The organism is Streptomyces sp. NPDC006208 (assembly GCF_040613775.1).
GTDB lineage: Bacteria > Actinomycetota > Actinomycetes > Streptomycetales > Streptomycetaceae > Streptomyces.
Genome location: NZ_JBEXSW010000006.1, coordinates 213,406 through 226,036 on the forward strand (window position 1 = coordinate 213,406; position 12,631 = coordinate 226,036).

The 12,631-nt window shown below is 67.5% G+C and carries 9 protein-coding genes; 8 read left to right on the plus strand and 1 reads right to left on the minus strand.

Features of this window, described 5'->3' with window-relative positions; all coding sequences use genetic code 11:
• Positions 1-73 precede the first annotated feature (73 nt).
• Positions 74-1,324: an MFS transporter gene (locus tag ABZ208_RS06875; protein ID WP_356908492.1), complete on the plus strand. Its 1,251-nt coding sequence runs from the start codon at positions 74-76 to the stop codon at positions 1,322-1,324.
• A 115-nt stretch (positions 1,325-1,439) separates the two neighbouring features.
• Here ABZ208_RS06875 and ABZ208_RS06880 read toward each other — a convergent pair whose 3' ends face one another.
• Positions 1,440-2,906, minus strand: coding sequence for a CCA tRNA nucleotidyltransferase (locus tag ABZ208_RS06880; RefSeq protein WP_356908493.1), 1,467 nt, complete (start codon positions 2,904-2,906; stop codon positions 1,440-1,442).
• Between the two features lie 180 nt (positions 2,907-3,086).
• Here ABZ208_RS06880 and ABZ208_RS06885 point away from each other — a divergent pair, with 180 nt between their 5' ends.
• The 7 genes from ABZ208_RS06885 to trxA all read left to right on the plus strand — a co-directional run bounded on the left by ABZ208_RS06885 (position 3,087) and on the right by trxA (position 12,531).
• Positions 3,087-5,414 (plus strand): DUF6049 family protein, encoded by a 2,328-nt coding sequence (locus tag ABZ208_RS06885; RefSeq protein WP_356908494.1) that lies wholly within the window; start codon positions 3,087-3,089, stop codon positions 5,412-5,414.
• A 45-nt stretch (positions 5,415-5,459) separates the two neighbouring features.
• Positions 5,460-7,601, plus strand: a complete 2,142-nt coding sequence (gene murJ / locus ABZ208_RS06890) for a murein biosynthesis integral membrane protein MurJ (protein WP_356908495.1) — start codon at positions 5,460-5,462, stop codon at positions 7,599-7,601.
• A 117-nt stretch (positions 7,602-7,718) separates the two neighbouring features.
• The gene (locus tag ABZ208_RS06895; protein WP_356908496.1) at positions 7,719-9,425 is read left to right on the plus strand and encodes a protein kinase family protein; all 1,707 of its coding nucleotides are present in this window, start codon (positions 7,719-7,721) and stop codon (positions 9,423-9,425) included.
• A 24-nt stretch (positions 9,426-9,449) separates the two neighbouring features.
• Complete coding sequence (sigM, locus tag ABZ208_RS06900; RefSeq protein WP_356908497.1) at positions 9,450-10,154, plus strand: RNA polymerase sigma factor SigM; 705 nt, start codon at positions 9,450-9,452, stop codon at positions 10,152-10,154.
• A 449-nt stretch (positions 10,155-10,603) separates the two neighbouring features.
• Positions 10,604-11,053 (plus strand): hypothetical protein, encoded by a 450-nt coding sequence (locus tag ABZ208_RS06905; RefSeq protein ID WP_356908498.1) that lies wholly within the window; start codon positions 10,604-10,606, stop codon positions 11,051-11,053.
• Positions 11,054-11,177: 124 nt separating this feature from the next.
• Positions 11,178-12,152, plus strand: coding sequence for a thioredoxin-disulfide reductase (gene trxB, locus ABZ208_RS06910; protein ID WP_356908499.1), 975 nt, complete (start codon positions 11,178-11,180; stop codon positions 12,150-12,152).
• Positions 12,153-12,198: 46 nt separating this feature from the next.
• Positions 12,199-12,531: a thioredoxin gene (trxA, locus tag ABZ208_RS06915; RefSeq protein ID WP_328398806.1), complete on the plus strand. Its 333-nt coding sequence runs from the start codon at positions 12,199-12,201 to the stop codon at positions 12,529-12,531.
• Positions 12,532-12,631: the final 100 nt, after the last annotated feature.

Sequence of the window (12,631 nt, forward strand, 5' to 3'; positions counted from 1 at the left end):
GCGTCGAGCACACACGCGGAGGGTCCCCGGGTAATCCACCCGGGGACCCTCCGCGTGTGTGACCCTTGCTCGCATGCCTGTCGTACGTGATCTGCGCGTACTCCTGCGCCTGACCGACTTTCGTCGGCTGCTGACGGTCCGGCTGCTGTCCCAGGCGGCCGACGGTGTCTATCAGGTGGCGCTCGCCACGTACGTGGTCTTCTCTCCGGAGAAGGAGACGTCGGCGGCCGCGATCGCCTCCGCCATGGCCGTGCTACTCCTGCCGTACTCGGTGATCGGACCCTTTGCCGGCGTTCTGCTCGACCGCTGGCAACGCCGCCAGGTATTCCTTTACGGCAATCTGCTGCGCGCCCTGCTCGCGTGCTGCACGGCGCTCCTGATCCTCGCCTCCGTACCTGACTGGCTCCTCTACGTCTCCGCGCTGTCCGTCACCGGGGTCAACCGCTTCGTACTGGCCGGGCTCTCTGCGGCCCTGCCACGAGTGGTCGACCCCGAACGACTGGTCGTGGCCAACTCCCTCTCCCCGACGGCCGGGACGCTCGCCGCGACCGCAGGCGGCGGGCTCGCCTTTGTGGTGCGACTTGTGGCTGCGGACTCCGATGCGGCGGTCATGCTGGTCGGCGCCGCGCTCTATCTCTGTTCCGCACTTGCCTCACTGCGCATGGGAAAGAACCTGCTCGGACCCGACCCGGAGCTCGTTCAGCCCCGGCTCGGAGCTGCTATCGCCTCCACAGCGCGTGGCCTGGTGAGCGGGCTTCGGCATCTGACAGAGCGCCTGCCCGCAGCTCATGCGCTGATCGCGATGACGCTGCTGCGTTTCTGCTACGGCGCGCTGACCGTGATGGTTCTCATGCTCTGCCGCTACTCCTGGTCGGATACCGAGTCGGAGGGCCTGGCCCTGCTCGGTCTCGCCGTTGCCGTCTCGGGCGCAGGCTTCTTCGCAGCGGCTGTGGTGTCCCCATGGGCGATCGAGCGGCTCGGCCGGTCCGGCTGGATGCTCACCTGTGCGGCATCCGCGGCGGTTCTCGTACCGGCACTGGGGCTGCCCTTCGCCCCGGCGCCCATGCTGGTCGCGGCGTTCGTGCTGGGACTCATCACCCAGGGCTCGAAGATCGCCACAGACACCGTGGTGCAGACGTCCGTGGACGACGCCTTCCGAGGACGGATCTTCTCCCTCTACGACGTTCTGTTCAATGTCGCCTTCGTGGGCGCCGCGGCCATTGCCGCTCTGATGCTGCCGCCAGACGGGCGGTCGGTCCCCCTGATTGTCGTGGTCTCGCTGATCTATGCGGCAATCGCTACCGCTCTCGCACGCTGGCGCTGACCCCGGGAAGCACCGAGGGTGATGTTTCACGTGAAACATCACCCTCGACACCGTCTCGGTTCCCTCCCCATGGATCCGACGCGATGTTTCACGTGAAACATCGCATCGCCTCGCATCAGCCCTGGGCGGCCCACCACTCCTTCAGCGCCGCCACGGCTGCGTCATGCTCCATCGGGCCGTTCTCCAGGCGCAGCTCCAGCAGGTAGGCATAGGCCTTGCCGACCGTGGGGCCGGGGCCGATACCGAGAATCTCCTGGATCTGGTTGCCGTTCAGGTCGGGCCTGATGGCATCCAGCTCCTCCTGTTCCTGGAGCTGCGCGATACGCAGCTCCAGCCCGTCATACGCCCGCGCGAGCGCGCCCGCCTTCCGCTTGTTCCGCGTGGTGCAGTCCGACCGGGTCAGCTTGTGCAGTCGGGTCAGCAACGGCCCGGCGTCACGGACGTACCGCCGCACCGCGGAGTCCGTCCATTCCCCTGTCCCGTAGCCATGGAAGCGCAGATGCAGCTCCACGAGCCGTGAGACGTCCTTGACCATCTCGTTGGAGTACTTGAGTGCGGCCAACCGCTTCTTGGTCATCTTCGCGCCCACCACTTCGTGGTGATGGAAGGAGACCCTGCCGTCCTTCTCGAAACGTCGCGTCCGGGGCTTGCCGATGTCATGGAGCAGTGCCGCCAGCCTCAGCACCAGATCCGGCCCGTCGTCCTCCAGGTCGATGGCCTGGTCAAGCACCGTCAGTGAGTGCTCGTAGACGTCCTTGTGCCGGTGGTGCTCATCACTCTCCAGTCGCAGAGCCGGCAGCTCTGGGAGCACATGGTCAGCGAGGCCGGTGTCCACGAGCAGCCCCAGGCCCTTACGAGGGTTTGCCGAGAGCAGCAGCTTGTTGAGCTCGTCACGTACCCGTTCGGCGGAGACGATCTCTATGCGCTCCGCCATCGCCTTCATGGCGGCAACCACCTCGGGCGCCACCTCGAAGTCGAGCTGCGCGGCAAATCTGGCGGCTCGCATCATGCGCAGCGGGTCGTCGGAGAAGGACTCCTCGGGCGTGCCGGGAGTTCGCAGAACACGCGCAGCAAGATCGTCCAAGCCGTTGTGCGGATCGATGAACTCCTTCTCCGGCAGCGCCACGGCCATGGCATTCACCGTGAAGTCGCGCCGTACCAGGTCCTCTTCGATCGAGTCGCCGTAGGAGACCTCGGGCTTGCGCGAAGTCCGGTCGTACGCCTCCGAGCGGTACGTCGTCACCTCGATCTGAAAGCGCTGCACGGCATCCCCGACAAGGCCGTCCTTCTGGGCCCCGACCGTGCCGAAAGCGATGCCGACGTCCCACACCGAATCCGCCCAGGGGCGGACGATCTTCAGGACATCTTCCGGACGGGCGGCCGTCGTAAAATCGAGGTCGTTGCCGAGCCGCCCGAGCAACGCATCACGAACAGAGCCACCCACCAGGGCAAGGCTGAACCCGGCCTCCTGGAATCGGCGTGCAAGGTCGTCGGCGACAGGGGACACCCGCAGCAGTTCACTCACTGCGCGGTGCTGCACCTGGCTCAGGGCAGTGGGGTTGTCATCATTGGCGTTCGGCACAACAGAACAGGGTACGTGCCCGGGCCGACCGGAGCGTCCTCGTTTATGGCGGCCCTCACATCGCTTCCGATCTTGTGGGGCACACCACGGCACTTCGGCACAGCGCACCTCGTTACCATGCGTGGACGCAAGAACCAGAGAACGACCAGCGACAGCAATCGACGAGGGACGGGCGAGCACGTGGCCGAGGCGGCAGACTTCCAGGGGATGAGTACTTCTCCTGTGCGCCGGTGGCTGCGTCGCACAGCCTCCCTGATCATCGGCGCTCCGCTCCTGGCCGGGCTGCTCTGGGTGCCCGTCGCACCGACGGCGTATGCCGCCGAAGACGCCACCGGCTCCCGTACGGTCGATGTGTCTCTTGACACCCTTACGCCGACCGCGCCCGGGAAGAGCGACACGATCACCATCTCCGGCACGGTGGTCAACAACGGCAAGCAGCCCGTCACGGACGCCCACATCGATCTGGGCGTGGGACCCAAGCTGCTCGGCAGGACCGAGATCGACAGCGCGGCCGACCGGACCGGCTACCTCCCGGGAGTCGACGCTCCCGCGATCGACGACAGGTACTCGGTGGAGATCCCGAAGCTCGCTTCCGGGATCAGCCAGGACTTCACTCTCTCGGTCCCCGCCGACAAGCTCGACCTCGACGAGGACGGCGGCGTCTACCAGCTCGGCGTTTCCCTGACCGGTCGGACCGCGAGCGCGCAGTTCGACCAGGTGCTGGGCATCGAGCGCACCTTCCTGCCCTGGCAGCCGGAGGCCACACAGGAGAAGACCCGCTTCACCTACCTCTGGCCGCTGATCTCCTCCACACATCTCACGGCGGAGACCGGTTCGGACGAACAGCAGACGCCCGTTTTCGAGGACGAGACCCTGGCCGCGGAGCTCGCTCCCGGCGGCCGGCTCGAGCAGATGGTTGCTCTTGGCCGCGATCTGCCCGTCACCTGGGTCATCGACCCCGACCTCCTGGCGACCGTCGACGCCATGACGCGGAACTACCGGGTCAAGAGCGGAAACACCACAGTCGCCGGCAGCAAAGACAACCAGGCAGTGGCCAAGCGCTGGCTGAGCGCACTCGAAGGTGCCGTACAGGGTCGCAAGGTCGTCGCCCTGCCGTTCGCCGACCCCGACCTCGCCTCACTCGCCCACCGCGGCAAGGGCGTGTCGGGCTCCCTCAGCCATCTGCAGCCCGCCACCGAGGTTGCCGAGACGACGGTGGAGACCGTGCTTCATGTGAAGCCGTCCATCGACTTCGCCTGGCCGGTGGAAGGCCAGATCGACTCGTCGATCGTCGACGTGGCCACCTCGGCCGGTGCGGACAAGGTCATCGCCCGTAGCGACAGCCTCCAGGACAACCTGCACTACACGCCGACCGCGGCCCGCCCGATCGGTGGAGGTACCACGGCGGTCGTGGCCGATTCGCGGCTCTCCACCGCCTTCCAGCGCGATATGACCGACGCCGGTGACTCGACCCTGGCGGTTCAGGAGTTTCTCGCCCAGACGCTGGCGCTGACCCACCAGCAGCCGAACAATCAGCGCAGCATCGTGGTCGCCCCTCAGCGCACGCCGACGACCGCCCAGGCCCAGTCCATGGCCCAGGCGCTGCGGGCCCTCGACACCCGGCGCTGGACGCAGCCGCTCGACCTCGAGGCCGCCGCGGACGCCAAGCCGGACGCCGACGCCAACACCCAGGTGCCCGGCTCCGCCCGCTACCCCGCCGCCCTGCGCAAGCAGGAACTGCCGGTGGAGACCTTCCAGGACATCAAGGCCACCCAGGACACCCTCGACAAGTTCAAGGTCATCCTCACTCTTGCCGACCGGGTGGAGACTCCCTTCGGCCGAGCGATCGACCGTGAACTGTCCGTGTCGTGGCGCGGCACGCCGGCACCGGCCCACGAGTACCGCCGGATCGTGCGGAACTATCTGCACAGCCTCACCGGCGAAGTGCGACTGATCGAGAAGTCGGATGTGACCCTGTCCGGGCGCAGCGCGACCATCCCGGTCACGGTGCAGAACAAGCTGGTCCAGGGAATCGATCACCTGGTGCTGCGGCTGACGTCGGAGAATCCCACACGCCTCAACCTCGACGGAGACAAGGGTGCCGCCGAGCAGCCGATCACGGTCGAGGGCGGCCACAGCCAGACGGTGAAGTTCCCGGCCGAAGCCAATGCCAACGGCCAGGTCCAGATGACCGCCCAGCTGTACACCGAGGACGGCAAACCGTACGGCCGGCCGATGGCCTTCACCTTGAAGGTGTCCGAGATCACCCCGACCGTGATGCTCGTCCTCGCGGGCGGTGTCCTGCTCCTTGTCCTCGCCGGCGTCAGGATGTACACCCAGCGCAAGCGCGCAGCGGCGCGCGAAGCCGCTTCGGCGGGCGAAGAAGCCGTATCAGGCGCTGAAGGTGACATCGACCGTCCGGATCCCGGGCAGGCGAGTGACCTGACACCGGACACCCGACCGGAAAGCGGCGACCCGTCCGGCGCTGGTGAGAAAGTGGACCATTGAGCGATGTCGTGGCCGGTTGGCCGGGGACGATGAGGTGGGGTAGCGATGAACGCGCCGTACGACGGTGACCGTGGTCAGGGCGCGGGTGGGGGCCAGGTGCCGCCGTCGCAGCCCGCCCCGGATCCGTACACCCAGGACCCCTATGTCCAGGACGCCTACGCCCACGACCCCTTCCAGGCGCAGGATCTCGCCGCTCAGGATCCGATTGCCGAGGCGGTCTACGACCGCTCGGCGCACCCCCCGCCGCCTCCCGGCACCTACCAGGAGCCGCAACCGCTGTACCAGCAGCCGCCGGCGTCGCCCTACGCGCCCGACCCGCGGATCTGGGCACAGACTCCGCCCCCCGAGCCCGACGACGGCCCCTCCCGCAGGCTGCCGTACGGCGACGACGCCAGAACCACCCAGTTCACAGGCGTGGACGATCTGGTCACCCAGGCCTCCGACGAGAAGCCGGAACCCGATGCCTTCGCCCACCTCTTCCGCGACCAGCAGGCATCGGGCGCCCCGGCTCCCGAGCCTGAGCCGGCGCCTGCGCCTCCGGCGCCCAAGAAGCCGGCCGGACGTGCGTCCGGCCTGTTGAAATCCAGTGCGGTGATGGCAGCCGGCACCCTCGTGTCCCGCCTCACCGGTTTTGTACGGAGCCTGGTGATCACGGCGGCTCTCGGTGCCGCCCTCCTCGGTGACGTGTTCACCATCGCGTACACCCTGCCGACGATGATCTACATCCTGACCGTCGGCGGTGGTCTCAACTCGGTCTTCGTGCCGCAGCTGGTGCGCGCCATGAAGAACGACGAGGACGGCGGCGAGGCATACGCCAACCGTCTGCTCACCCTCGTCATGGTGGCACTCGGCGTCATCGTGGCCGCCGCCGTGTTCGCGGCTCCATTCCTGATCCGGCTGATGTCGGACACGATTGCGAACGATCAGGCGGCCAACAGCGTCGCCGTCACGTTCGCACGCTACTGCCTGCCCACGATCTTCTTCATGGGCGTACATGTCGTCATGGGGCAGATCCTCAATGCCCGTGGGAAGTTCGGCGCGATGATGTGGACCCCGGTCCTCAACAACATCGTCATGATCACCACGTTCGGTCTGTTCATCTGGGTGTACGGCACCGCCGCCGAGTCCCAGATGGGAGTCCAGACGATCCCGCCGGAGGGCGTCCGCCTGCTCGGCATCGGCACACTGCTCGGCCTGGTCGTGCAGGCACTCGCGATGATCCCCTACCTGCGCGAGACCGGCTTCCGCTTCCGTCCGCGCTTCGACTGGAAGGGCCACGGCCTCGGCAAGACCGTGAAGCTGGCGAAGTGGACCGTCCTGTTCGTTCTCGCCAACCAGGCGGGAGTGCTCGTGGTCACCCAGTTGGCCACCGCGGCAGGCGCGGCGTCCGGCAGAGAGGGTGCGGGCTTCATCGCCTACGCCAACGCGCAGCTGATCTGGGGCATGCCGCAGGCGATCATCACCGTGTCGGTCATGGCCGCTCTGCTGCCGCGTATCTCGCGCGCCGCGCACGACAACGATCCGGGCGCCGTGCGTGACGACATCTCCCAAGGCCTGCGCAACTCGGCGGTCGCGATCGTCCCGGTCGCCTTCGCCTTCTTCGCGCTGGGCGTCCCGATGTCCACGCTGCTGTTCGCCTCCAGCGGCCTCGAAGGCGCGAAGGGCATGGGCTTCATCCTCATGGCCTTCGGGCTCGGGCTCATTCCCTACTCGGTGCAGTACGTCGTGCTGCGCGGTTTCTACGCCTATGAGGACACCCGAACCCCCTTCTACAACACGGTGATTGTCGCCGGCGTCAATGCCGGCGCCTCAGCGGTGTGCTACGCGGTGCTGCCGGCACGCTGGGCCGTCGTCGGCATGGCGGCCTCGTACGGCCTCGCCTACGCCGTCGGCGTAGGCATCGCCTGGCGACGCCTCAAGAACCGTCTGGGCGGCGATCTGGACGGCGCTCACGTCATGCGGACCTACGCGCGGCTGTCCATGGCCTCGGTGCCCGCAGCTGCCGTCGCCGGTGCGATCGCCTTCGGTGTGATGAAGGTGCTCGGCAGCGGCGCTGCCGGTTCACTGGCTGCGCTGGTCGTCGGTGGAATCGCACTGCTGGGCGTCTTCCTCTTCGCCGCGAAGCGGATGCGCATCGAAGAACTCAACGCCATGGTCGGTATGGTCCGCGGACGACTGGGACGCTGATCTGCGGGGTCCGCACAACCATCGTCGGACCCCGCGTGTCGTGCATAGCGTCGGACTGTGGGCACAATTGGCATGGCTGTTGGATATGGCGCAACGGATGGGGAGGCAGGAACGACGGTGGCGGAACGTAGCACGGCTGCCGTCGACGTGGCCGACAACAGCGGAGACGACCCGCTGACCGCGCAGGCGGGCAAGGCCACGACCGACGGGGCGGCGGAATCCCAGAACGCGGCAGAGAAGACCGCACCGGACCCGGATGCCGAGCGGCAGGGTGGCGAACCCTCCATCTCGGCGCCCGAACTGCACAGCGGTCATAAGCTCGCCAGACGCTACCGCCTCGAGGAGTGCGTCACCCGTCTGGACGGTTTCAGCAGTTGGCGTGCAGTCGACGAGAAACTGCGGCGCGCTGTCGGCGTCCATATCCTCCCTGCCGACCACCCCCGGGCCCGTTCCGTCCTCGCGGCGGCGCGTTCTTCCGCGCTGCTCGGCGACCCCCGCTTCGTCCAGGTGCTGGACGCAGTCGAGGAGAACGACCTCGTCTATGTCGTGCACGAGTGGCTCCCGGACGCCGTCGAGCTCACCGCGCTGCTCGCCGCAGGACCCTTTGAGCCGCACGACGCCTACATGCTCGTCGATCAGATCTCCCAGGCCATGGCCGCGGCCCATCGTGAAGGGCTTGCCCACCTCCGACTCACCCCCAGCGCGGTGCTGCGGACGTCGACCGGGCAGTACCGGATCCGTGGCCTGGCGGTGAACGCCGCCCTGCGCGGCATCTCCGCCGATCTCCCGCATCGCACGGACACCGAGGCGATCGGTGCTCTGCTGTACGCCGCGCTGACACAGCGCTGGCCGTACGAGAACGACGCGTACGGCCTGCCGGGCCTGCCCAAGGGCGTCGGTCTGATCGCCCCCGACCAGGTGCGAGCCGGCGTGCACCGTGGGCTCTCCGAGCTCGCCATGCGTGCTCTGGTCAACGACGGTGCCACAGCCTCCCGCCAGGAACCGGCGTGCACCACACCCGACGAGCTGGCCAAGGCCGTCGCCGCGATGCCGCGCATCCGCCCGCCGGAGCCGGCCTTCACCTCACCGCCCGAGTACCAGCGCACCACCTATCAGCAGGGCACGTACGGCCGCCCCGCAGCGCGCCCGGGCGCGACCGTCACCAAGGCGATGCCGGCGGCCCCGCCGGCGCCTCTGGAGAGCCGCACCGGCAAGGCCCTGAAGTGGACCGTCGCCGCGCTGCTCATCGCCGCGCTGGGCCTCGGCAGCTGGCAGATCGCCGACAAGCTGATCGACCGCGACAAGGAAAAGGTCAAGCCGGGCGGCACCACCCAGACGAAGCCCGAAGAGAAGAATCCGGAGGTGGAGTCGGGCAAACCGATCACCATCGTCGGTGCTCACGACTTCGACCCGTTCGGCAGCGACGGCTCCGAGAACCCGGCAGCGATAAGGAACAGCTACGACGGCGACCCCACGACGTTCTGGAACACCAAGAGCTACTTCAGCGCGGACTTCGGTCGGCTGAAGTCCGGTGTCGGCATCATCGTGGACCTCGGTAAATCCCAGCAGGTCGGGTCAGTGGACGTCTCCTTCCTCGGTGGAAACACCTCGGTGGAGCTGCGGACGGCACCTGCGGATGCCGCGGCCGAGCCCACGACCCCCGACGGCTTCACCAAGGTCGCCGAAGGCACCGGCACGAATGTGTCCCTGAAGCCCGGGAAGCCGGTCGAGGCGCGGTACGTTCTGGTCTGGCTGACCAACCTGCCGCCGGCCGAGGGCAGTGACTTCCGCGGCAAGATCTCGGAAATCAAGATCACCAGCTGACAGTACGCGGGAGGGGGCTCACCGTTGGATGACGCGACACTCGGCGACATCAGCGACCAGGATCTCCTGGAGCGGCATGTCGCGGGGGATCCGAATGCCTTCGGTGAGCTGGTACGGCGCCACCGGGACAGGCTCTGGGCCGTCGCTCTGCGGACCCTGGGAGACCGCGAGGAGGCCGCTGACGCGGTCCAGGACGCCCTTGTGTCGGCGTTCCGCGCCGCCCACACCTTCCGGGGTCAGTCTGCGGTCACCACGTGGCTGCACCGCATCACCGTGAACGCCTGCCTGGACCGGGCGCGCAAAGCAGCCTCGCGCAAGACCTCGCCTGTCGACGACACGGAGCGCCTGGAGCAGCTGCTGGAGCCCCACGAGTCTGCCGAGGCGCCGGCAGAGCGCCAGGACCTCCACCGCGAGCTCTTGGCGGCGCTGGCGACGCTCCCTGTGGACCAGCGCGCCGCTCTGGTGCTGGTGGATATGCAGGGCTATCCCGTGGCCGAGGCGGCACGTGTGCTCGATGTACCGACGGGCACCATCAAGAGCCGGTGCGCGCGCGGTCGGGCGCGGCTGCTGCCCTTGCTCACCCATCTTCGTCGTGACGGCGGGGGTAACGCCGAGGTCAGCAAGGGAAGGAACCGGACGCCGGGGACATCCGTCCCACCGGCGTCGGGGTCGAAAGAGACAGGGCCCAATGACCCTGCGGCAGTGAAGGGCGGAGGTGGGCGCGCGTGACATCCACGACCGATACGACTCGGCACCCGGACGTCTCGGAAATCTCCGACCTCACCGAAGGACTACTGTCCCCCTCCCGTACTGCCGACGTGCAAGACCACCTGAACGACTGCCCCCTGTGCGCGGACGTGCGAGCTTCGCTCGAGGAAGTCCGTGGGCTGCTCGGCACGCTGCCCGGAGCCCAAGGGATGCCGGCCGATGTCGCGGAGCGGATCGATGCCGCTCTGGCCGCCGAGGCACTCCTGGACGCAACCGCTCCGGACGACAGCGCGCATGTTTCACGTGAAACAGAGTCGTCGACTCGTTCAGCCGAGCCTGCACCGGCCGGTCGGCCTGCCGGTCACTCTCATGCGGCCACTGGCCCCGGCCGCCGGAGCCGTCGAACACGACGCCGCCGCACCGTGGTCCTCGGAGCTGTCTTCAGCGCCGCTGCAGTAGGTGTGAGCGTCATGTTCTTGCAGTCCACTCATGACTCCTCGGAGAGTGCGTCGGAGACCGCACGGAAGGCCAGCGTCAGCGCCGGGGCAGGCGACGGGCAGGTCTTCACCGGCGCGGCACTCGAGCAGCGCGTGGAGGCGCTGCTCACGGCCGGACCGGCACAGGCCGAGCCGCGGATGGAGAAGGGGCCCTCGGAGGATCTGGGTGCGTCCACGGTGACTCCCAAGGCCACTGCGATCGCGAGGGCTCCCGCGTGTATCCAGCAGGGCACCGGACGCTCTGATGCCCCCATCGCCGTTGAGCGAGGCATATTCGAAGGCGTCAGGGCCTACCTCGTGGTGATGCCACACTCCACCGACAGCTCCCGGGTCCAGGCTTATGTCGTCGACGCCGCCTGTGTCGATGCCCAGCCGGCCTCCACAGGAAAGCTTCTGCTGACGCAGACCTACCCTCGCCACTGATATGTCGCCTGTGCCGCTCTGACACCTCGGGAATGCAAGCCCCGTAGGATCCGTTGGGTGGGGTGAGAGTCCTTGAACCGGCCCCGTAGGCAGTAGGCAGTCTGCAGAGACGAGGAAATAACCCGTGAGCGACGTCCGTAATGTGATCATCATCGGCTCCGGGCCCGCGGGCTACACAGCCGCCCTCTACACCGCGCGCGCATCGTTGCAGCCGCTGGTGTTCGAGGGAGCAGTGACCGCCGGTGGCGCGCTGATGAACACGACCGAGGTGGAGAACTTCCCCGGCTTCCGCGACGGCATCATGGGTCCCGATCTGATGGACAACATGCGTGCCCAGGCGGAGCGCTTCGGTGCCGAGCTCGTCCCGGACGATGTCGTGTCCGTCGACCTCGCCGGCGAGATCAAGACCGTGACCGACACGGCCGGTACCGTCCACCGCGCGAAGGCCGTCATCATCACCACCGGTTCCCAGCACCGAAAGCTGGGCCTGCCGAACGAGGACGCACTCTCCGGACGCGGCGTCTCCTGGTGTGCCACATGTGACGGGTTCTTCTTCAAGGACCAGGACATCGCCGTCATCGGTGGCGGTGACACGGCGATGGAGGAGGCCACCTTCCTCTCGCGCTTCGCCAAGTCGGTCACCATCGTCCACCGCCGTGACACGCTGCGCGCCTCAAAGGCCATGCAGGACCGCGCCTTCGCCGATCCCAAGATCTCCTTCGCCTGGAACAGTGAAGTCGCCGAGATCCACGGCGAGCAGAAGCTCTCCGGCCTCACCCTTCGTAACACCAAGACGGCCGAGACCTCCGAACTCGCGGTGACGGGGCTGTTCATCGCTGTGGGCCACGACCCTCGGACCGAGCTGTTCAAGGGCCAGCTCGAGCTGGACGACGAGGGCTACCTGAAGGTCGATGCGCCGTCCACGCGCACCAATCTGACGGGTGTCTTCGGCGCGGGCGATGTCGTCGACCACACCTACCGCCAGGCCATCACCGCCGCCGGCACCGGGTGCTCCGCCGCACTGGACGCTGAGCGCTTCCTCTCTGCGCTCTCGGACAGCGAGAAGGCCGCGGAGCCCGAGAAGACCCCCGTGGTCTGACCCCCGCACCCCACCCCACACACCCCGCAGAGCTAAGGAGGTCGCCGTGGCCGGCGCCCTGAAGAATGTGACTGACGACTCCTTCGAGGAGGACGTCCTCAAGAGCGACAAGCCCGTGCTGGTGGACTTCTGGGCTGCCTGGTGCGGTCCGTGCCGCCAGATCGCTCCCTCTCTCGAAGCGATCGCGGCTGAGCATGGCGACAAGATCGAGATCGTAAAGCTCAACATCGACGAGAACCCGGCCACCGCCGCCAAGTACGGCGTCATGTCCATCCCGACGCTGAACGTGTACCAGAACGGTGAGGTCGCGAAGACCATCGTCGGTGCCAAGCCGAAGGCAGCGATCGTCCGCGACCTCGAGACCTTCCTCGGCGAGTAGCCGCTGAGTCGTGGTGGGGGGTGGTGGAGGGGAGGGGGGGGTGGGGAATTTGCGTAATTTCCCAGGTGAGTTGTACATTCAGGAGATTTTCTGAACGAAG